A 19,487-nucleotide genomic window follows, 5' to 3' on the forward strand; every position below is an offset into this window, starting at 1 on the left:
CGTCGCGACGCCGGCCGGTGGCGGGGCCGGGCGAGGGAGTGAGTCCGGGTGTGCACGACGTCCACCGAGGAGCCGTCACCCCGGCCGCGGAGCGGACCGCCGCCGCGCCGGACGGCCGAGTGGTCAAGGCCTCGGCACCACCCTCGCCGGCCCGCTCCGCACCGGCGGATCGGCCCGTCCGCCGGACGTGCGCCCGCCCGCGCCGCTCAGCGGCCGCGCAGCCCCGCCGTGGTGGTACCGGTGCGGTCGCGCAGCAGGGCGCGCAGGGTGGCGGCGTGTTCGTAGCCGACCCTGCGGGCGATGGTCTCCAGGGACAGGTCCGTCGTGCGCAGCAGATGCGTGGCCTGTTCGACGCGCAGATCCTGCACGAACCTCACCGGCGTCGTGTTGAGCACCCGGCGGACGGTGCGCTGCAGCGTGCGCTCGCTGACCCCGAGGGCGCGTGCCGCGGCGGCCAGGCTGTCCGGCGTGTCGAGGTGCAGCCGCGCCCACCGTTCGAAGGCGGCGACGAGCGGATCGCTCTGGGCCAGGGCGCTCGGGATGGTGTACGCGGACTGCGAGGGCCGTTCGTCGACGACGAGGTAGCGGGCCACGAGGTCGGCCAGGGCCGGGCTGGCCGCGCGGACGACGGCGAGGGCGAGGTCGACGTGCCCGAACGCGGCTCCCGCCGTGGTCACCCCCTCGGACGTGATGACCATGCTGCTCTCGTCGAGCGCGACGTCCGGGTAGCGGCGGCGGAAGACGGGCGCCAGCCACCAGGTGGTCGTCGCCCGGCGGCCCGCGAGGGCTCCGGACTCGGCGAGCAGGAAGGTGCCCGTGCAGGCGGAGGCGAGGGGCTTGCCGCGGTCCCGGCGGTCGGCGACCAGTTCCCGGACGCCGGCCAGGTCCGGTCCCGCCACCCGCTCCAGGAGGGCGTCCGGCCGGCGCTCGGCGAGTGCGGGAACCAGCAGCAGACCGGCGGTGGCCGCGGCGGAGGCCGGTTCGGCCGTGACGAGGTGCCCGGCGCCCGTGCGGACCTGGCGGCTGAAGCCGACCGTCGTCACGTTCCAGGCGGGTGGCGGCTGGGGGAGTTCGCCGCGCATCGCGTTGGCGGCCTCCAGGACGTCCAGTACGGCACAGAGCCCTGAGTCGAACACGCCGTCGTACACCAGCACCGAGACGTCCATGCCGGAAACGCTAACAGGCGAGCCGTTCCCGACACCGCGGCCCGCTGTGGCGGAGCGGGGCACAGCAGCGCGGGCGAGGCCGTGGCTGGGGTGCGTACGCGCTGCCCGAAGGCGGCCGGCCGCGCCCCCCGGCCGGCCGAAGTCGTCGCCGTGACCAGGTATTTGGCCCCCGCGCGGCCCGCCGTCCCGGGACCGGCGGGCCCGACGCCTCGGTGGACGCCGACGCGGGGTAGTCGGAACCTACGCGCCCGCCGATTGAAACGGAAGCCCCAATTCCTTTTGACCTTGGACGAGCGCGACGGCCCCGCTCGGGCGTGCTGTCGGCGGGTGTCGAAGTGCCTGTCGGAAACGATGCCAGGAGTGTCGTTTACGACACTGGGACCGGACCGTGGACCGGCCTAGCGTGGATGGTGTCCCCGCAGGGAGGACCCGACACCGGCCGGTGCCGGCACCGCGTGCCGCGCGCTCGCGCCAGTACACCCGCCAGGCGCCCGTCGTACGAGGCGCCGGACAGAACCAAGGAGCCCGCCATCATGAACAACATCGGTCTGCTCGCCCGCATCGAGGCCAAGCCGGAACACGCCGACGACGTCGCCCGCATGCTGACCGAGGCCGTGCACCTCGCCGAGGAGGAGAAGCGGACCCTCACCTGGTTCGCCTTCCGCGAGAACGCCACCACGTTCGGCGTCTTCGACACCTTCGAGAGCGAGGAGGACCGCGCCGGGCATCTGCGCGGCCGGATCGCCGCCGCCCTCATGGGAGCCGCGGACACCATGCTCGCGGCGGCGCCGGACATCCGGCCCGTGGACCTGCTCGCGGTCAAGCTGCCGTGAACGAGCCCGCCACCCCGCACCCCGCAGTTCCACCCGTACAGGAGGTCCACCGCCCATGACACCGACGACGCCCGCCCCGGCCGCGGCGCTCCGGGAGCCGCTCGGCACGCCTCCGGCAGCCCGCTCCCGCACGCACACCTGGGAGCCGCCGACCGGCTACGCCGACGGCGCCGGACGCTCGGGTCTCGAGGTGCTCCGCATGTGCCTCGACGGCCGCTTCCCCCAGGCGCCGATCTGCGGAACTCTCGGCTTCCGCCTGGTGGCGGCGGAGCCGGGCCGGGCCGTCTTCGAGGGCGACCCCGGCGAACACCTGCTCAATCCCATGGGCACCGTGCACGGCGGCTTCCTCGCCACGCTCCTGGACTCCGCCCTCGGCAGCGCCGTGATGTCCACGCTCCCCGCGGGACGCGCCTACTCCACCGTCCAGCTCGGTGTGCACATGGTGCGCCCCGTCCTCGCGGGTGCCCCGACGCTGCGCTGCGAGGGCACGGTGGTCCACGCCGGCCGCACCACCGCCACCGCCGAGGCCAGGATCACCGGCACGGCGGACGGAAAGCTCTACGCGCACGGCACCACCACCTGCGCGGTCTTCGCCCTGCCGGAGTGAGCCCGGCCGCCCACCGCGTGGGGCCGCACCCCTCCTGAGGTGAGCAAGCGCTTGGTAAGGTGCCGGGAGGTTCGCGGAAAGGGAGGACGCGCCATGCCGTCGTCGCAAGCAGAGGCCTTCTACGAGCGGGAGGCCGCCGACCGGTTCCTCCCCACCGCCTACACCCGGGGTCCCTGGGACGCCGGTTCCCAGCACGCCGGCCCGCCGGCCGCGCTGCTCGGGCTCGCCGTGGAGCGACGCCCGGGCGGCCGGCCGGACATGCGGGTCACCCGGCTCACCTACGAGATCACCCGGCCCGTCCCCATACGGCCGCTCACCGTGACCACCCGCGTGCTGCGCGCCGGGCGCAACGTCGAACTCGTCGAGGCCGCCCTGACACCCGACGGCGGTACGGAGGTGATGCGGGTGACGGCCCTGCTGATGCGGACGGCGCCCGAGTCGGTACCGGAGGTGTCGCCGGGCCCGCAGGTGCCGGGGCCCGCGGCCGTGGCACCGCAGGCGTTCTTCCCCGTCCCGTGGGACCAGGGCTACCACACCGCCATGGATGTGCGCTTCGCCGCGGGGTCGTTCCTCGAACCCGGCCCGGCCGCGGCGTGGATGCGGATGAGGGTGCCGCTGGTCGCGGGCGAGGAGACCGCCCCGCTCAGCCGGGTGCTGACCGCCGCCGACTCCGGCAACGGCGTCAGCTCGGCACTCGACTTCCACCGCTACGTCTTCGTCAACGCCGACCTCACCGTCAGCCTGCACCGCCACCCCGAGGGCGAGTGGGTCTGCCTGGACGCGCGGACGATGGTGGACGGGGCGGGCATCGGTCTCGCCGAGTCCGCCCTGCACGACGAGAAGGGCCCCCTCGGCCGCGGCACACAGAGCCTGTACGTGACCGAACGCGGCTGACCGGCCGACGCCGGGCCGGCGGACCGGACGCCGTTCCGTACCGGTCGGGCGGGGGAGCGCGTGGCACCTGGCCGTGCCACGCCGCGTGCCGACAACTCCTTTGCCCCACAAGCAACTTGCTTCCTACACTGACCCGTCGAAACAACGAGTGAGAAAGGTAGGAAATGCACCGACTCCTGCAGACCGCGTTCGCCGCCTCCGCGGCCGCGCTGCTGAGCGTGGGGCTGACCACGTCGGCACACGCCGACGGCTCCAACGTGAGCATCTACACCTACAACCAGGCGGGCATGGCGACGTTCAAGCCGTACGGCGAACATCTCCTCGTCAACGACCTGTCGGCCGACGGCTGGTCGGCCGTGGCCCGCCTCGAGGTGGAGGGTTACGGCACCTACTACTACTGGGACCGGCAGGGCGCGGACGCGCCGGCGCGCGACGTCGACCTGTCGTTCGCCGAGGGCCACAGCGTCGCCCTGACGGCGTTCCTGGGCAAGTGGCAGGGCACCGCGGACGGCGGCATCGACTGGTCCAGCTACGACCACATGGTCGACTCCGTCCACACCACGACCTGACGGACGGCACCCGCGCCACCGGCCGTCGCCTCCGCCGCACGCGGGGCGACGGCCGCGTCCCACGACGCCCGGGTCCCGGCGTACGGAGCGGGACCGGTCACCGGCGGCCTTCCGGGTCCTCCGCCGTCCCGCCGCCGCGAACGGCGGGGGAGAGCCGGCCGCGCAGCCAGGCGGGATCGGGATTGACGTACGGGTGGCCCCCCATGACGACGGTCGGTACGGTCTCGTCGCCGCCGTTGACCGCCCTGACCTCCGCCGCTCCCGCCGGATCACGCCAGATGTCCACCCAGTGCAACCGGTCGGCGTCGCGGCCCAGCCGGATCCGCAGCCGAAGACAGTACGTGCAGCCGGGCCGCCAGTACACGATCGGCCGGCCGTCGACCGCGCCGCGACGCCGCGCCTCCTCCGCGCCGACCGGCCTCGGAAAGATCACCGGCGAGTACACGACGGCCAGCAGCACGAACCACACCAGGACCGGTGCGGCCGCGCCCGGGCCCCTGCCGAGGAACAGCCCGGTCGCGAGCACCGCACCGCAGAGCCCGATCAGCGGCGGCGCCGTCCAGCTTCTAGTCATGAACACGCAGGCTATCGGCGCCCCGAGCGATCGCGGAACCCGGCGGCCCGCTGCTTCCCGGGGACCAGGTGGCCCCGGCACGGTCGCCCGCGGGGGCGTGCCTTGACTCGTCATCGCGCGCGCCCGCGGCGGACAATGGGATCTCCACGCCGAGCGAGGTGGTGGTGACGATGCCCGTATGGCACCTGCGCGACTATCACGACGACGATCTCGACCAGGCCATCCGGATCTGGGACCAGAGCCGCGGAGCCGACGAGGACCGGGTCTTCCCGGTCTCCGAGGTCATGGCGGCGGCGAAGTCCGGGCAGACGGCGGTCGTCGCCGTGGTCGGTGAGGAGCTCGTGGGCATGGCCGTGGCGGAGTCCTACGCCAAGCGCGGCTGGATCCTCCTGGTGGCACTCGCCTCCCGCTGGCGTGAGCGCGGGATCGGCAGCGCCCTCGTCGCCGAGCTGGAACGGCGGCTGCGGGCGGCCGGAGTCCGTCACGTCAGCGCGCTGCTGCCCGCCCACGCCGCCGGGACGAAGGCCCTGGCGAACTCCGGCTACCAGTCCCGCGACGACCTCACCTACTTCGAGAAACTCGAACCGCCGGGCACCGCCGACGCCGACGTCCTCGCGGCCCTGGGCGGCCGCATGCTGCCCGAGGGGCTGTGGGACGCGATGGCGGGCATGGAGCGGGAGAAGCAGGTCATCGAGCGCCGTGTCGTGCTGCCGCTGACCGAGCCGGTGCTGGCCGACCGCTACGGGGTCGTCCCGCCGAAGGCGGTCATGCTGTTCGGCCCGCCCGGCACCGGGAAGACCAGCTTCGCCAAGGCCGTGGCCTCGCGGCTCGGCTGGCCGTTCGTGGAGCTCTTCCCCTCCCGCCTCGCGGCCGACACCAGGGAAGGACTCGCCGCGGCCCTGCGGGAGGTGTTCGCGGAACTGGCGGAACTGGACTCGGTCGTCCTCTTCATCGACGAGGTCGAGGAGATCGCCGCCGTGCGGTCCGGGAAAGCGGTCGATCCCGGACACGGGGTGACCAACGAACTGCTCAAGCTCATCCCCGTCTTCCGCGAGCACGACGCACGCCTGCTGGCCTGTGCCACCAACTCGGTGCGCTCGCTCGACCCGGCCTTCCTCCGGCCGGGCCGGTTCGACTACGTCATTCCGATCGGCCCGCCGGACCCGGCCGCCCGTTCCGCGATCTGGGCCCGCTATCTCAGCTCCTCCGCCTCCGACTCCGTCGACCTTCCCCGGCTGGTGGAGGCCAGCAAGCTGTTCACCCCGGCCGACATCGAGTACGCGGCGCGCAGGGGCGCCCAGGCGGCGTTCGAACGGGAGGTCACCGAGCGCCGGGGCGGCCCGGCGACCACCGACGACTACCTGACCGCCATCGGCGACACCAGGCCGACGCTCACCGCCCGGGCGATCGAGGAGTTCACCGAGGACATCGACAGGCACAGCCGGCTCTGAGGAGGGTTCGGGCACCTCGCTCGCCGGCCCTGGCCTCGGACGCCGCGGGCATCTAGTCTAGGTAGACCTACCTACCTAGTTTGGATGGCGATGAGCGAGACCGACTCGAATCCCCCGACCCGCGGAAGGCGGCGTCCCGCCCGGGAGCGGCTGCTGCGGGCGGCGGCGCGGCGCTTCTACGCCGACGGTGTGGCGGCGACCGGCATCGACACGATCACCGCCGAGGCCGGCGTCGCCAAGATGAGCCTGTACAACAACTTCTCGTCCAAGGCCGAGCTGGTCCGCGCCTACCTCGACGCCCGGCACGAGGAGTGGCTCGGTCTCTACCGGGCGCGGCTGGAGTCGGCCCGAGGGCCGCGGGACGGGGTCCTCGCGGTGTTCGACGCGTACGCGGACCACGCCGCGTTCGCGTACGAGCGGGGCTTCCGCGGCTGCGGTCTGCTGAACGCCGCCGCCGAGCTGCCCGCCGGGGACGAGGGCCGGGCCGTGGTCCGCGCCCACAAGGAGGAGGTCGAGCGACTGATCGCCGGGCACCTGGACGAGCTGCTGCCCGGCCGCCCCGACGAGGCCCGCGTGTCGGCCGAGCACCTGTCGTTCCTCCTGGAGGGGGCCATGGCCCGCGCCGGCCTGGAGGGCGACGGCGAGCGCCTGCGACACGCCCGAGCACTCGCGGCCGGCCTCCTGGACCGGCTGTGAGGGGCGCCGGCCGCGCCCGGTCCGCGGGCACCGGGGCGCTGTGCGTACTGGCGGCCTCCGTGCTGTGGGGCACGACGGGGACCGCCGCCACCTTCGCTCCGGACGTCGGCCCCCTGGCCATCGGCGCCGTCGCCATGGGGCTCGGCGGGCTCCTCCAGGCACTCGCCGCGGCGCGGCAGACCGCCCGCGACGCAGCCCGTCTGCGCGCCCGCCGCGGAACCGTACTCCTCGGCGCCGCCTCGGTGGCCGTGTACCCGCTGGCCTTCTACAGCTCCATGCGGCTGGTCGGCGTCGCCGTGGGCACCGTGGTGTCGATCGGCACCGCCCCCCTGGCCTCGGCGCTGATCGAGCGGGTGGTGGACCGTCGCCGCCTCACGCGCCGCTGGATGCTCGCCGCCCTCCTCGGCCTGTCCGGCACGGTCCTGCTGTGCGTCGCGGAGGCCGCGCACGCCTCCGGCGGCGCGGGCCGGCGGCCCGTGGCCGCCATGCTGCTCGGGGTCGGTCTCGGACTCGTCGCCGCCGTGACCTACGCCCTGTACTCGTGGGCCGCGCACCGGATGATCACCGGCGGGATCCCCCCGCGTGCGGCGATGGGCGCCGTGTTCGGCATCGGCGGCGTGCTCCTGGTCCCCGTCCTGCTGGCGACCGGCGCCCCGCTCGTGGCCTCGTGGTCCAACGCGGCCGTCGGCGTCTACATGGCGCTGGTCCCGATGTTCGCCGGCTACGTCCTCTTCGGCTGGGGGCTCGCGCACGTACCGGCCAGCACGGCCACGACGCTGTCCCTGCTCGAACCGGCCGTCGCCGCCGTCCTCGCCGTCCTGGTCGTGGGCGAACGCCTCCCTGCGGCCGGCTGGTCCGGCATCGCGCTCGTCGTCATGTGCCTCGCCGTCCTCACCGCGCCGACCGGCGCCCGCCCCTTGGCGCGGGGCGAGCCGGCACACCCGGGCGACACACCCGCGCCGGCGCGGGCGCACACCACCGGGGTCTGACCGGCCGATGAGCCGGGGATCCCCGGAGGCTCACGACGCGAGGGGCTGGGCGCGGGCGATGAGCAGGGCGACGTCGTCGTGGCCGGTCGAGTGCCGCAGCCGCCGCAGGAGCCGGTCGCAGGTCTCCTCCACGGTGCGGCCCGGCTCCGCCAGCAGGCGCAGCAGCGCGTCGAGACGTTCGTCGATGGCGTCGTCGCGGGTCTCGATCAGGCCGTCGGTGTAGAGGACCAGCCGGTCGCCGGGCAGCAGCGTGAGGGTCGTGGTGTCGAAGGAGGCGCCGCCCACTCCCAGCGGAAGTCCGGTGGGCAGGTCCAGCAGCTCGGGCGGCCGCCCCTCCCGGATCAGGACCGGGGGCAGGTGCCCGGCGGAGGCCAGGTGGAGCCGGGCACGCCGGGGGTCGTAGACGGCGTACAGGCAGGTCGCGATGTACGGGTCGAGCCCCAGGGTGATCCGGTCGAGGTGGGTGAGCACCCGGGCGGGGTCGAGGTCCAGATCGGCGAGGGTGGAGGTGGCGGTGCGCAGACGGCCCATGGTGGTGGCGGCGTCGATGCCGCTGCCCATGACGTCTCCGACGGTGAGCACGGTGCGGTCGCCGTCGAGGGGGATCACGTCGTACCAGTCGCCGCCCACCTGGTTGAAGGCCTGCGCGGGCCGGTAGCGCGCGGCCACTTCCAGGCCCGGATGCCGGGACGGCAGCTGCGGGAGCAGGCTGCGCTGGAGGGTCTCGGCGGCGCTGCGGATGTGCTCGTGCAGGACGGCGTTGTCGATGCTCAGCGCGGCGGTGGAGGCGAGTTCGCAGGCCAGCGCGAGATCGTCCTCGTCGAACGGCTGGGGGTTGCGGGCGCGGGCCAAGCCCATGACGCCGATGACGTTGTCGCGGGCGATGAGCGGGATGGCCATGTCGGTGTGCACGCCGGCCCGGGCGAGCAGACCCGCCTTCTCGGAGTCGGCGGCGATGCGGCCGTGGCCGCCGCTGTCCACATGGGTGATCAGCAGGGGCTTGCGGGTGCGGACGCAGTGGGCCGCCGGGTGGTCTGCGTGGTAGGTGGTGAGGGAGCCGGGCGGGACGATCGCCCCGGCGGCGTCGGTGGGGTAGGCGGTCTTGACCGCCATGGCGCGGAACTGCGCGAGGTCCTCGCCCAGTTCCGCCCGGCCCGTCTGCAGTACGGAGTCCAGCAGGTCCACCGCGACCATGTCGGCCAGGCCCGGCACCACGACGTCGGCCAGCTCCCGGGCCGTCCGCTCCACCTCCAGGGTCGTGCCGATGCGAGCGGAACCGTTCGCCATCAGCCGCAGCCGCTGCTGCGCCCGGTCGGCTCTGCGGGCGGCCCGGTAGCGATCGGTGACGTCGATGACCACGTTGGCGATGCCCAGTACGCGCCCGTGCGTGTCCTCCAGCCGGTACAGCGAGACCGCCCAGGCGTGGTCGTTGTCCGGGTCGGCGGCGGTACGGCCCACCACCTGCCGGTCCACCATGGGCGCACCGGTCGCCAGCACCTCCCGCATCGCGGTCTCGGCACTCCGGAACGGATCCCCGGGCAGGACGTCCCGGAACCTCCGGCCGACGTGCTCGGCCTCGGGCAGCCCGTGCATCTGGGCCATCGCCGGGTTGACCGCCAGGTACCTCAGGTCGTTGTCCAGCACGGACAGCCCGACCGGTGCCTGGGTGACCAGCCGGGTGGACAGGGCCACCTTGCGCTCCACCTGCCGCAGTGTGGCCCGGTCGGTGGCGAGCCCCAGGGCGTAGTGGTCGCCCAGGTGATCGGTCAGCCGCATGTTGCGGAACTCCACCATCCGGGTCCGGCCGTCCTTGTGCCGCACGGGGAACGCCCCCGCCCAGCCCCGGCCCGACTCCATCACCTCGGCGAAGAGCGTGATCGCCGCGTCGCGGTGCTCGGGGTGCAGCAGCAGCGGGGCCGCGTACTGCCCGACGGCCTCCTCCCCGGTGTAGCCGAACAGCTCCTCGGCCTGCGGGCTCCACATGTCGATCCGGCCGTCGCCCTCCACCAGGACCGCCGCGACACCGAGCAGGTCCAGCAATCCGCTCGGCTCCGCGAAGGCGCTCTCCGCGCGCTCCGTCGCCCACTGCGGGCGCTGCTCGGCTCGGCTCATCGGCCCCGCTCCCTTCCTCGCCGCGGCGCCACCTCTATCAGCAGAGCACGTGCGGAGGCTGCCCGCCGCCTCCACCGCCCCGCCGACGGTGCGCCCGAGCGTGCCACCCCACCGGGCCGGGCCCTGGGACGGCCCCCGCGCCACGGAGCCACCACGGCACATCCATCATGCTCACAGCCGGAACAGCTTCGCCGCGTTGTCGTGACACACCGCCCGCAGCCACTCCTCGCCGAGATCCAGCCGCTCCAGGGCGTACAACTGGTGCGCGTACGCGTACGGGATGTTGGGGAAGTCCGAGCCGAGCAGGACCCGGTCGCCGAGCCCGGCGAGCCTGGGCAGGGCCCGGCGCGGGAACGGCATGAGCTCCTCGGTGAAGTCGGTGAACGCCATCGTCGTGTCCAGCCGCACCTCCTCGTACCGCTCCGCGAGATGGAGGAACTCCTCGTACTCGGGCATCCCCAGATGCGCGACGACCAGCCTGAGCCCCGGATGCCGCGCCAGTACCCGCGCGATCGGCCCGGGACCGGTGTACGCGCCCGGCGCGGGCCCGGAACCGCAGTGGATCACCACGGGAACCTGGGCCTCGGCCAGCGCGCCCCAGGCCGGCTGGAGCAGCTCGTCGGCCGGGTCGTACGCTCCGACCTGCACATGCGCCTTGAACACGCGGGCGCCCGCCTCGACGGCCTCACGGACGTAGGTCTCGACGCCCGGCTCGGGGAAGAGCGTGGCGGTGTGCAGGCAGTCGGGGGTGCGGCGGGCGAAGTCGGCGGCCCAGCCGTTCAGCCACCGGGCCATTGCGGGCTTGTGCGGGTAGAGCATCGCCGTGAAGGCCCGGACACCGAACCGGCGCAGCAGGGAGGTCCGTTCCCGCTCCGCCTTCCGGTAGGCGATCGGCCACTCCAGCCCGGCGGTCAGCGGTCCCTGGGTGTCGAAGTAGTCCCAGACCTTGTGCAGGACCCGTTCGGGCATGAAGTGGGTGTGGACGTCGATCAGTCCCGGAAGGCCGAGCCGGCCCCAGAAGCGCTGGACTTCCGCGGCCTCGTCCGCGCCGGCGTCACTGGTGGAGCCCGGCGAACCGGCGGCCCCGGCAGGCGTGTGGTGATCACTCATGCCGCCCACGATCGGCCCTGCCGACCGCGCGGGTCCACCCCCGCAGCGGCCCGAACCCCTGCGCACCGCGTCGCCGCCGAGACCGAGGGCTCCTCACGGGATCTCACATCGTGGTACTTGCTTTCCGGAAAGCAAGACGGGTGAGATCGTTTGCATCGCCCGTACAGGTCGCACGGTCTTTCGGCGAGGGGATGCGTGCGGGACGCGGGCCTCCGGCAACCGATCTCCACCTCGCGCGCGAAAGACCGAGCAATGCCCGCACCAGCCACCGGTTCCGCCCGGACTCCCGTCAATCCGCGGTCCCGTGTCCTCATCGCCAGTCTCATCGGCACGACGATCGAGTTCTACGACTTCTACGTCTACGCGACCGCCGCCGTCCTGGTCTTCCCCTCCCTCTTCTTCCCGGGCGGCGACCCGGCCACGGCGCTGCTGTCGTCCTTCGCGGTCTTCGGCGCCGCGATGGTCGCCCGCCCGATCGGCGCCATCGTCTTCGGGCACCTCGGCGACCGCCTCGGCCGCAAACGGACACTCGTCGTCTCGCTGCTGACGATGGGCCTCGCAACGCTGCTGATCGGTGTACTGCCCACCTACGCCCAGGCCGGCTGGATCGCCACCGCGCTGCTCGTCCTCATGCGACTCGCGCAGGGCTTCGCGCTCGGCGGCGAGTGGAGCGGTGCCGCACTGGTCGCGACCGAGAACGCGCCCCGCGGCAAGCGCGCCCTGTACGGCACCTTCCCGCAACTGGGAGCCCCGCTCGGCTTCATCATCGGCAACGGCCTGTTCCTGATCATCGGGGCCCTGCTCCCGTCCGCGGCCGGAACCGACCCCACGCAGCCCTCCGACGCCTTCCTGAGCTGGGGCTGGCGCATCCCGTTCCTGTTCTCCGCCGTGATGGTCGCCATCGGCCTGTGGGTGCGGTCGCGGCTCGTCGAGTCCGCGGTGTTCGCCAGGACCCGCGAGGCCGGGAAGGTGCGCAAGCTGCCGCTGGCCGTCGTGGTCCGCGGCCACTGGAAGCAGCTCGTCCTCGGCACGTTCTTCATGCTGGCCACGTACGTGCTCTTCTACCTGATGACGACGTTCTCCCTGAGCTACGGCCGCACTCCCGAGGACGCCGCCGTGCCCGGGCTGGGGTACGGCTACACCACGTTCGTCCTGATGATGATCTTCGGTGTGCTGTTCTTCGCCGTGTTCACCCTGGTCTCCGGACCGCTCGCCGACAAGTACGGCCGGCGGACGACCCTGATGTGGATCACCGCCGCGATCGTGGTCTTCGGGCTGGTCTGGGTGCCTCTGATCGGCCTGGGCACGCTCGGCGTCGTCCTGTGGCTCGTGCTCGGATTCACGCTGATGGGCATGACGTTCGGCCCGATGGGCGCGCTCCTGCCCGAGCTCTTCCCGACGAGCGTGCGCTACACCGGATCCGGCATCTCGTACAACGTCAGCTCGATCCTCGGCGCGGCCGTCGCCCCGTTCATCGCGGTGGCGCTGTGGCAGGCCGGCGACGGCTCACCCTGGCTGGTCGGCGTCTACCTCTCCGCCATGGCCGTGCTGACGCTGATCGCGCTGTTCCTCGGTGAGGAGACCAAGGACGTCTCCCTGGAGGACGGCGAGAGCGCCTCCACGGAGGAGGGCGTCCGCGCCCCGGTCGCCTCCTCCACGGCCGCCCCGTAGATGCGGCACCTTCTTCGGCCCAGGCGCCACTCCCGGCCCCGGCCCCGCTTCCCGGCGGGGCCGGGGCCGTCGTCCGCCCGCCCTTCGCGCCGGATTGAGGGACCGCCGCGCGGGCAGGCGGACGTCACGACGGCGAAGCCAGGGCGGGTCGCCGCATCCGCCGGGGTGACCAGGGAGAGTGGGCAGGGATGACGCGGGAGACGATCGCGGCGTCGGAGGAATCGTCCGGGCCGGCCGGCCGGGGTGACGCCCCGACTCCGCCGCTGCGGCCGGGCGGGTACGACCCGGGCGACTACGCCGAACTCGTCGTGCGCAGCGCCGAGGACGCCGGAGTGTCGGCGCTGCTGCTGATGGGCGTGCTGCACAACGAGGCGTACAAGCCGCACCATCCGCTGCTGGAGCGGATGTGGCACTGGTGGAAGCCCGAAGCCTCCTTCGGCGTCGCCAACATGCACCAGGCGACCTTCGAACAGGTGCGGAGTGCCCACGGGTTGACGGGCCGGTGGGAGGACCTGCGCGACGATCCCGCCTTCGCCGTGCGGGCGGCCGCCCTCCACCTGAAGGACCTCGACCGGTGCCTGCCGCGGCGGCATGTGCGCCGCTACCGCCGGGACGAACTCCTCGCCCTCGGCTACAACGCCGGTGAGCGCAACATGCTGGCCTTCGCCCGGGGCGTGCCCCCGGGCCCCATGGCCCGGTCCTATCTCCGCCGCCTGCGGGCCAACCGCCACCGGTCGGCCGAGGCCCTCGCGTCGTTCGCCGGCCGGGGCGCCGCGGCGTCCGGGGCCTCCAAGGAGGCGCCTACCAGGGAGAATCGGGCAAACGGGGTATAAGGGGCATCCCTGACGAGGGTGCGGGTAACGGGATGTGAAAGTCACTCCGACAAGGAGGCGCATCCCATGACGCCGACTCAGGATGTCGTCGAGATGATCCTCGAGGATCACCGCACGATGGAAGAACTGCTCCGCCTGATGCGCAGCACGGAGGCCGACCGCCAGAGCGCGCTCCACGACTTCGCGCACCTGATGATCGCGCACGGTGAGGCCGAGAGGGCCTCGGTCCACCCCGTTCTGCTGTCCTTCGAGGACGCCGACACCGTCGAGCACGTCGAGGCCGCGCACGAGGAAGCCGTCAAGGTGCTCTTCGCGCTCCTCCAGGTGCGCCGGATCGGCTCAGCCGAATGGGACTGGAGGCTCCAGCAGTTGGCCTCCGTCACCGCCCGGCACACGGAGGCGGAGGAGCGCACCATGGTCAACCGGGTGCGGCAGAGCCTCAGTCGACGGTGCCGGGAGGAGCTGGGCGCCGGTTTCGCCAGGACGGAGGCCGAGTTGCTGTCGGCACGATGCGGCAGCGTCGCCAACGTCCACCGCATGGTCCACGACGCCGCACCCGCGTGATGTCGCGGCTGCTTCGTGAGGACCGGGCGACCGGGCCGTCCCGGCCGCCGCGGAGAACGGAACCACGCCCGGGGGAACCACGACAGGAGGCTGTCATGAACTGGACCCTGGACACCTTCCTCGCCCAGGTCGCCGAACGCGCGGGCTACGACAGGCCGCAGCAGGGAGCCAGGGCCGTGCGGAACGTGCTGGAGGTGCTCGGCGCGCACCTGGTGGGCGACGACCGCACGGACCTGGCCGCGCTCCTGCCCGGAGGCTGCGGAGCGCTGCTGACCGCGAGCGCACCGGCCAGCGAACCGCTGACACCCGCGTCGTTCGTCGAGGCCGTGGCCGACCGCAGCCACGAGGACCTCGCCGAGGCCAGACGCGAGGTCGACGCCGTACTGCCCACTCTCGCCGAACTGGCGGACCAGGCGCTGCTGCGCCGCCTCCTCACCCAGCTACCGCCGGGCCACGCCGGCCTGTTCGGCCGCACGGACCCCGGCTGACCGGCCCGGGCGGTCCGGTCGCCCGCCCGGGCACCGCGAACTCCGCGCCGGGCCGCCCGGTCAGTCCCCGACGGCCTGGAGGATGTCCTGCGGATCCAGGCCGGTGAGCTGAGCGATGCGGGGCGCGGGGATACCGGCGGTGAGGGCCCGGTGGACCAGTGACTGCCAGTCCTGCGTGGTGTCCCGGAACGTCAGCAGCTCGGACTCCAGGTCCGTCACGGACCGGGGCGCACAGGCGTGCTCGACCCGCAGCGTCTCCTCCTCGCTGAGCGGGACCGGCAGCCGCTCCGCCTCCTCCGGAACGAGCACCTCGGCCCCGGCCGGCAGGATCCTGACGTGCTCGGAGGAGGCGGGGATCCCGTGGGCGTGCAGCCAGCCCAGCACCGCAGGGCTGTCGGCACACTCCAGCTCACCGACCGCGGACAAGGCCGCACCCAGACGCGGATGACGCTCCGGGAGAACGAACAGCAGGGCCTCGTCGGCCATGGTCGGCACCTCTCTCACAACAACTGGGCAGGGACCCCATCCCTATCCCCTCCCCAGTCGATGTGCCCGCATCGCCATCGCTCACTCACTCCGTAGGCTGGCGGACTGATCGCGTGTGCGCATCCGAGGGGCCCGCCTCCAGGACAAACCGCGGGCGGCGCTCGCTTGCAGGCGCCGGCGCGCGCGGCGCACACCGACGGGCCGCCGGCTGCCGAGATGCGTGGCGAGTCCTCGCCCTGCCCTGAATCGGTTGAAGCACGATTCACGCACAGGACGCCCGGATCATACGTTTGCGCAGGCCGCGGAGGTCGGACATGGAAAGGAGCGGACCGCCCGAAAGGCGTCCTCCGTGTTGCGTCGGGTGCCGCGCCGTTGCCAGGCTTCCCCGGCATGCGACCCAGAAGCGAAGTCAGGCGCCGGTCCCACGGCGGGATTGCGGCAGCCGCGTGCACGGCCTCCCTGACCCTGACCGCCCTCCTCGCGGCACCGAGCGAGGCCGCGCCCCGGACGGCCTCGTCGGCCCCCTCCTGCGTGGCGATGTACCAGAGCTGGCGGTACACCGAAGCCGGCAACGACTGCGCCGGCCCGGCGAACGTGCTGGTCGTCTACGAGGACGGGTTCGCGGGCCTGTGTTCCACCGTGGCACCGTTCACGGTCCGGACGGTGGGTGAGGGGTATCTCGGCCCGCACGGCCGCGCCGACCACCTCGAGGCGTGTGAGCCGTCATGACGGTGTTCCGGCCGCTGCCCGCCGGGGGACGGGCTGATCAGGCCCGGCCGCCGGCACGTCGGCAGGGGGCAGGCCGCGTCGATCAGCCGGTGACGACCGGGGGAGTGGTGTCGCCGAAGACGGGCGCGCTCTGCCGGTGGACCGCCGAGACCAGTCCGCCGGGCAGCTCCTCCGCCCGCGGCGGGGTGCTGATCGGGCGGCCGTAGGCGGCGGCGCGCTCGCGCAGGGTGTGGCTGTCGGCCTCCCAGCCGTGCCCGGCCAGCCAGCCCACCGGGTCGTCGGGCATCTCCGAGATCCACATGGACGCCGCCGATCCCGGCGCGGCGTCCGCGCCGAAGCGCTCGATCACGCCGCGTGAGCCCAGTGTCAGCCCCAGCCGACTGCCTGCCGCCGACCGCGTGCCGATCCGGGCCAGCAGCAGCTCCACCGCGTCCTCGGGCAGATAGATCAGCAGTCCTTCGGCGATCCACGCGGTCGGCACGGCCGGGTCGTGCCCCGCCGCGGCCAGCGCGCCCGGCCAGTCCTCACGCAGATCCACCGCGACGGTGATCCGCTCGCAGCGCGCGACGGCCCGCTCCCGGCGCAGCACCGAGGCCTTGAAGTCCAGTGGGGCGGCGGTGTCGACCTCGAACAGCCGGGTGTCCTCGGGCCAGTCCATCCGGAAGGCCCGGCTGTCCATGCCGGCGCCGAGCAGCACGACCTGCCGGATCCCGGAGGCGGAGGCCTCCCGCAACAGGTCGTCGAGGAACCTCGTCCTGATGACGACGGAGAACGAGACGGCCTGGCGGCGGCGTCGCGCGGCCTCGTCATCGGGCAGCGGTGACGAGGAGGGCCACAGACCGCCGGCGGCGGCGAAGGCCTGTGCCAGGGGGTCGCGGAACAGCGCGTTCTCCCGCTCGGTCTCCAGCGCCCGTACCCTGGCCACCCCCACCGCCGTGGCCCACACTCCCGACGGCCGCACCCGCTGCTGCTCACCTGTCACCGGGTCAGCCTAGATGACCGGTCCCGAGGGGCCCGGCGAGTGGAACCGGCCGGATGTGAACGGGGCCTGCGTACCGGGTGCGGCGGCCGGCCGGCTACAGATCGAGGACGACTTCGTCCGTCGGCGCGCTGCAGCAGACGAGGACCGTGCCGGTCTCGGGAAGCTCCAGGGGCTGGGTGGTGTAGGTGATGTCGCCGGTCAGGAGTTGGGTGACGCAGGTGTGGCAGACGCCGGTGCGGCAGGACCAGCGGGTGGGGACGTCGCAGGCCTCGGCGAGTTCGAGGAGCGATGCGTGCGCGGGCGACCACGGGGTGCTCAGGGCGCTGCGCGCGAAGGTGACGAGCGGGCCCGTGCCGACCGGCCCGGGCGGCTGGTGCGGCCGGACCGCGGCGGCGGCCGTCACGCCGGGATTGATGGCGGACAGGGCGCCGAACCGTTCCGTGTGGATCCGTTCCTCCGGCAGGCCGTGATCGCGCAGGAAGCCGCCGAGGTCGTCCATGAAGGCGAGCGGTCCGCAGAGGTAGGCGTCGGCGTCGGCGGGGATGCCCATGGCCCTCAGCGACCGCGCCGTGGGACGGCCCCGGACGAAGCCGGGGACGCCCGTGTCCGAGGCCGTCGCGGCGGTGTAGTGGATGTGCTCGCGCGCGTCGGGGAGGCGGCCGAGAAGCGTGCGGGTCTCCGTCGCGAAGGCGTGGTGTGCGCGGTCGCGGGCGGCGTGTATCCACCAGACGGGACGCCGGTCCCGTGTGTCGGCGAGCTGGTGCAGCATGGCGAGCAGGGGGGTCGCCCCGATCCCCGCGGACGCGAGGACGATCGGTCGCGTGCCCTCTTCGAGCACGAACGACCCGCGCGGGCTCGCGACGTCCACGAGGTCCCCGGGCCGGAGCACGGCATGGATGTAGCCGCTGAGCTTCCCGTGCGGCTCGTGTTTGACGCTGATGCGGTAGGTGCGCGCCGTGGGCGCGGAGGAGAGCGAGTAACTGCGTACCACCGGTCCGTCGTCGCCTACCGGGATGCGGACGGAGAGGTACTGGCCCGCGCGGGGTCCGGGCAGGCGGGTGCCGTCGGCGCTGTCGAGGTGGACCGAGGAGATGGTGGGGGTCTCGGGCACGATACGGGTCACGCGCAGGCTCCTGAAGCCGGGCCACCCCGTGTCCCGCTCCGGTTGCCGGGGGCCGGCGCGCCCGTCCGCCCGTCCCTGCTCCCCCGCGGGCGGCCCGGCGTCGGCGAGTTCACGGAAGGACCGCTGCCATCCGGGGCTCAGGGCGGGGATGTTCAGTGCCCTGCGCAGTTTCGCGGGGTCGCGGTCGGGGAGGTAGAGCAGCGCGTCGGTGTCGGCCACGCTGAGTTCCTCCGGGCCCCTGCGGACCAGGGTGATGCCGTCACCGGCCCGGACGTGCCCCTCGGTGATCACACGCAGGTAGAAGCCGGGCCGGTGGTGGGCGACCAGGAGGGCGGCCATGGTGGGCTCTCCCAGGCGCATGCCGACCCGGTAGCAGGTGACGCGCGGCTGGGTGACCTCGAACTCGGCGTCACCGATGCGGTACCGGTCACCGATGCACACCTCGTGATCGGGCAGACCGTCCACGGTGAAGTTCTCCCCGAACATGCCGAAGACCAGGTCGTCACGGCCGAGCTCTTTACGCCAGTACTCGTAAGACTGCATCTGGTAGACGAGCACGGCGCGCATCTCGCCCCCGTGACCCGCCAGATCTCCCTGGCCGTCACCCTCGATGTTCAGCCGCCGGACCATGCGCGGCCCCTGAACGGCGGATTTCCAGGCCCCCGTGTGCACGGTTCTGCCCTGCCAGGAGACGTCCCGGGGCTTGCCTACGTTGACGGACAGCAGCGTCGCCATTGCGGACCTCCTGCGAAGTGGCAGGCCGGGGCAGTCGCTGACGGCGCCGGGTGCGCGCCGCGACCGATCCTAGTTCCGGCCCGCGCGTCCCGCCATCGAGGCCTGCGCGGCACGGACCTCCCGCTCCGGCACCGCGCCCGGCGGCACCTCCCGGGAAAGGGCCGGTCCCGGTGCGGTTCAGGCGCAGCCGTGCCGCCAGTTCCAGCCGACGAAGGTGTGCCGCAGCACCACCTCGAACCGGCAGGAGGCGGTGCCGTCGGCGCCGAGGCCGAGGTAGGAGTGGTGGCCGTTGGCGTACCGGTTCCCGGTCGCGTCGAAGATGCCCCGGTAGGTGAAGTCCGCGTGCGCCTCGGAACGGGATTCCGCGCAGCCGGCGGTGCAGTCGGTGCCGCGCGTGACCGATACCGGGGCCCAACCGGCGTTCCAGGGTTCGCGGTTGTGCCGCTCGGTGGCATCGGTGGCGGCGCCGGTGACCCGGCCGCCGTCGGTGGTCCAGTCGGACGTCGTGTACAGCGCGGTCATCCGGATGCCGCAGCAGTCGTACATCTCGTTCCAGCTGGAGAGGTGGTGGGAGCCGTCCGCCGCGCCGGCGACGGCGGCCCGTCGGTCGCCGGTGGTCCCCTGCCCGGCGCGGTCCACCGGCAGCAGCCGCACCGCACCGAACCTCGGGACGCAGTCCGCGCCGACGGAGACGTCCTGCTGCACCGCCGTGCCCGCGGGCGGTTCCGGCAGCGAGCTCGTCAGCCGCAGCGCGCCGCAGGAACGGGCCGCGGTCCCCGCCTCCTTCCCGACGGCCTGGGTGGCGGGGCCGACCGCGGCGAGGCCGGCGGCGGCGAGCATCATGAAGAGGGCGTACCGAGTGCGCAAGTCCCGTT

At 73.3% G+C, this 19,487-nt stretch carries 20 protein-coding genes; 12 read left to right on the top strand and 8 right to left on the bottom strand.

The genetic code is table 11. The features are described 5' to 3' along the window. Nucleotides 1-206: 206 nt before the first annotated feature. Entirely contained in the window at nt 207-1,166 is a 960-nt protein-coding gene (locus ACWCPN_RS12830) for a GlxA family transcriptional regulator (RefSeq protein WP_451204814.1), read from the bottom strand. A 533-nt stretch (nt 1,167-1,699) separates the two neighbouring features. Between ACWCPN_RS12830 and ACWCPN_RS12835 the strand changes: the two genes are divergently transcribed. From ACWCPN_RS12835 to ACWCPN_RS12850, 4 genes are all read left to right on the top strand, one after another. After that, complete coding sequence (locus tag ACWCPN_RS12835) at nt 1,700-1,999, top strand: putative quinol monooxygenase (protein ID WP_392294145.1); 300 nt, start codon at nt 1,700-1,702, stop codon at nt 1,997-1,999. A gap of 55 nt (nt 2,000-2,054) precedes the next feature. Continuing rightward, nucleotides 2,055-2,606 (top strand): PaaI family thioesterase, encoded by a 552-nt coding sequence (locus tag ACWCPN_RS12840; protein WP_451204816.1) that lies wholly within the window; start codon nt 2,055-2,057, stop codon nt 2,604-2,606. Between the two features lie 93 nt (nt 2,607-2,699). Beyond that, on the top strand, nt 2,700-3,500 hold the full coding sequence (locus ACWCPN_RS12845) for a thioesterase family protein (RefSeq protein ID WP_451204818.1): 801 nt from the start codon (nt 2,700-2,702) through the stop codon (nt 3,498-3,500). A 164-nt stretch (nt 3,501-3,664) separates the two neighbouring features. Then, nucleotides 3,665-4,069: a hypothetical protein gene (locus ACWCPN_RS12850; RefSeq protein ID WP_451204820.1), complete on the top strand. Its 405-nt coding sequence runs from the start codon at nt 3,665-3,667 to the stop codon at nt 4,067-4,069. Nucleotides 4,070-4,166: 97 nt separating this feature from the next. Here ACWCPN_RS12850 and ACWCPN_RS12855 read toward each other — a convergent pair whose 3' ends face one another. Continuing rightward, complete coding sequence (locus tag ACWCPN_RS12855; protein WP_451204822.1) at nt 4,167-4,643, bottom strand: glutaredoxin domain-containing protein; 477 nt, start codon at nt 4,641-4,643, stop codon at nt 4,167-4,169. A 170-nt stretch (nt 4,644-4,813) separates the two neighbouring features. Between ACWCPN_RS12855 and ACWCPN_RS12860 the strand changes: the two genes are divergently transcribed. From ACWCPN_RS12860 to ACWCPN_RS12870, 3 genes are all read left to right on the top strand, one after another. Beyond that, the gene (locus ACWCPN_RS12860; RefSeq protein ID WP_451204824.1) at nt 4,814-6,094 is read left to right on the top strand and encodes an ATP-binding protein; all 1,281 of its coding nucleotides are present in this window, start codon (nt 4,814-4,816) and stop codon (nt 6,092-6,094) included. A gap of 90 nt (nt 6,095-6,184) precedes the next feature. After that, a complete protein-coding gene (locus tag ACWCPN_RS12865; RefSeq protein WP_451204826.1) occupies nt 6,185-6,790 on the top strand; it encodes a TetR/AcrR family transcriptional regulator in 606 nt (201 codons plus the stop codon). After that, on the top strand, nt 6,787-7,779 hold the full coding sequence (locus ACWCPN_RS12870; RefSeq protein ID WP_451204828.1) for a DMT family transporter: 993 nt from the start codon (nt 6,787-6,789) through the stop codon (nt 7,777-7,779). Before ACWCPN_RS12865 ends, ACWCPN_RS12870 begins: the two co-directional genes overlap by 4 nt. Nucleotides 7,780-7,809: 30 nt before the next feature. On the opposite strand, the gene ACWCPN_RS12875 is transcribed toward ACWCPN_RS12870, so the two are convergent. Both ACWCPN_RS12875 and ACWCPN_RS12880 read right to left on the bottom strand, forming a co-directional pair. After that, nucleotides 7,810-9,891, bottom strand: coding sequence for a SpoIIE family protein phosphatase (locus ACWCPN_RS12875; protein ID WP_451204830.1), 2,082 nt, complete (start codon nt 9,889-9,891; stop codon nt 7,810-7,812). Between the two features lie 171 nt (nt 9,892-10,062). Then, nucleotides 10,063-11,001 (bottom strand): amidohydrolase family protein, encoded by a 939-nt coding sequence (locus tag ACWCPN_RS12880; RefSeq protein ID WP_451204832.1) that lies wholly within the window; start codon nt 10,999-11,001, stop codon nt 10,063-10,065. A 252-nt stretch (nt 11,002-11,253) separates the two neighbouring features. On the opposite strand from ACWCPN_RS12880, the gene ACWCPN_RS12885 reads away from it, so the two are divergent. From ACWCPN_RS12885 to ACWCPN_RS12900, 4 genes are all read left to right on the top strand, one after another. Then, complete coding sequence (locus ACWCPN_RS12885) at nt 11,254-12,672, top strand: MFS transporter (protein WP_451204834.1); 1,419 nt, start codon at nt 11,254-11,256, stop codon at nt 12,670-12,672. 188 nt (nt 12,673-12,860) lie between these two features. Beyond that, entirely contained in the window at nt 12,861-13,505 is a 645-nt protein-coding gene (locus ACWCPN_RS12890; protein WP_451204836.1) for a lytic transglycosylase domain-containing protein, read from the top strand. 66 nt (nt 13,506-13,571) lie between these two features. Then, nucleotides 13,572-14,069 (top strand): hemerythrin domain-containing protein, encoded by a 498-nt coding sequence (locus tag ACWCPN_RS12895; RefSeq protein WP_451204838.1) that lies wholly within the window; start codon nt 13,572-13,574, stop codon nt 14,067-14,069. A 95-nt stretch (nt 14,070-14,164) separates the two neighbouring features. Next, nucleotides 14,165-14,557, top strand: a complete 393-nt coding sequence (locus ACWCPN_RS12900; RefSeq protein WP_451204840.1) for a DUF2267 domain-containing protein — start codon at nt 14,165-14,167, stop codon at nt 14,555-14,557. 60 nt (nt 14,558-14,617) lie between these two features. On the opposite strand, the gene ACWCPN_RS12905 is transcribed toward ACWCPN_RS12900, so the two are convergent. Further along, nucleotides 14,618-15,043, bottom strand: a complete 426-nt coding sequence (locus ACWCPN_RS12905) for a DUF6003 family protein (protein WP_199213213.1) — start codon at nt 15,041-15,043, stop codon at nt 14,618-14,620. Between the two features lie 390 nt (nt 15,044-15,433). On the opposite strand from ACWCPN_RS12905, the gene ACWCPN_RS12910 reads away from it, so the two are divergent. After that, nucleotides 15,434-15,772, top strand: coding sequence for an alpha-amylase (locus ACWCPN_RS12910; protein WP_451204842.1), 339 nt, complete (start codon nt 15,434-15,436; stop codon nt 15,770-15,772). Nucleotides 15,773-15,854: 82 nt separating this feature from the next. Here the strand turns inward: ACWCPN_RS12910 and ACWCPN_RS12915 are convergent, their stop codons facing one another. From ACWCPN_RS12915 to ACWCPN_RS12925, 3 genes are all read right to left on the bottom strand, one after another. Next, complete coding sequence (locus ACWCPN_RS12915; protein ID WP_451205279.1) at nt 15,855-16,718, bottom strand: class I SAM-dependent methyltransferase; 864 nt, start codon at nt 16,716-16,718, stop codon at nt 15,855-15,857. Between the two features lie 130 nt (nt 16,719-16,848). Beyond that, the gene (locus ACWCPN_RS12920) at nt 16,849-18,612 is read right to left on the bottom strand and encodes an MOSC domain-containing protein (protein WP_451204844.1); all 1,764 of its coding nucleotides are present in this window, start codon (nt 18,610-18,612) and stop codon (nt 16,849-16,851) included. A 177-nt stretch (nt 18,613-18,789) separates the two neighbouring features. Beyond that, nucleotides 18,790-19,479 carry a hypothetical protein gene (locus tag ACWCPN_RS12925; protein ID WP_451204846.1) on the bottom strand — a complete coding sequence of 230 codons (690 nt, stop codon included), beginning with the start codon at nt 19,477-19,479 and terminating at the stop codon, nt 18,790-18,792. Nucleotides 19,480-19,487 lie beyond the last annotated feature (8 nt).

The sequence above is a fragment of the Streptomyces sp. NPDC002386 genome (genome assembly GCF_053593175.1).

Coding starts and splice junctions, on each gene's coding strand:
- ACWCPN_RS12845 (WP_451204818.1), top strand. CDS start 2,700: ATGCCGTCGTCGCAAGCAGAGGCCTTCTACGAGCGGGAGGCCGCCGAC.
- ACWCPN_RS12910 (WP_451204842.1), top strand. CDS start 15,434: ATGCGACCCAGAAGCGAAGTCAGGCGCCGGTCCCACGGCGGGATTGCG.
- ACWCPN_RS12895 (WP_451204838.1), top strand. CDS start 13,572: ATGACGCCGACTCAGGATGTCGTCGAGATGATCCTCGAGGATCACCGC.
- ACWCPN_RS12865 (WP_451204826.1), top strand. CDS start 6,185: ATGAGCGAGACCGACTCGAATCCCCCGACCCGCGGAAGGCGGCGTCCC.
- ACWCPN_RS12855 (WP_451204822.1), bottom strand. CDS start 4,643: ATGACTAGAAGCTGGACGGCGCCGCCGCTGATCGGGCTCTGCGGTGCG.
- ACWCPN_RS12880 (WP_451204832.1), bottom strand. CDS start 11,001: ATGAGTGATCACCACACGCCTGCCGGGGCCGCCGGTTCGCCGGGCTCC.
- ACWCPN_RS12885 (WP_451204834.1), top strand. CDS start 11,254: ATGCCCGCACCAGCCACCGGTTCCGCCCGGACTCCCGTCAATCCGCGG.
- ACWCPN_RS12850 (WP_451204820.1), top strand. CDS start 3,665: ATGCACCGACTCCTGCAGACCGCGTTCGCCGCCTCCGCGGCCGCGCTG.
- ACWCPN_RS12920 (WP_451204844.1), bottom strand. CDS start 18,612: ATGGCGACGCTGCTGTCCGTCAACGTAGGCAAGCCCCGGGACGTCTCC.
- ACWCPN_RS12835 (WP_392294145.1), top strand. CDS start 1,700: ATGAACAACATCGGTCTGCTCGCCCGCATCGAGGCCAAGCCGGAACAC.
- ACWCPN_RS12905 (WP_199213213.1), bottom strand. CDS start 15,043: ATGGCCGACGAGGCCCTGCTGTTCGTTCTCCCGGAGCGTCATCCGCGT.
- ACWCPN_RS12875 (WP_451204830.1), bottom strand. CDS start 9,891: ATGAGCCGAGCCGAGCAGCGCCCGCAGTGGGCGACGGAGCGCGCGGAG.
- ACWCPN_RS12900 (WP_451204840.1), top strand. CDS start 14,165: ATGAACTGGACCCTGGACACCTTCCTCGCCCAGGTCGCCGAACGCGCG.
- ACWCPN_RS12830 (WP_451204814.1), bottom strand. CDS start 1,166: ATGGACGTCTCGGTGCTGGTGTACGACGGCGTGTTCGACTCAGGGCTC.
- ACWCPN_RS12840 (WP_451204816.1), top strand. CDS start 2,055: ATGACACCGACGACGCCCGCCCCGGCCGCGGCGCTCCGGGAGCCGCTC.
- ACWCPN_RS12890 (WP_451204836.1), top strand. CDS start 12,861: ATGACGCGGGAGACGATCGCGGCGTCGGAGGAATCGTCCGGGCCGGCC.
- ACWCPN_RS12860 (WP_451204824.1), top strand. CDS start 4,814: ATGCCCGTATGGCACCTGCGCGACTATCACGACGACGATCTCGACCAG.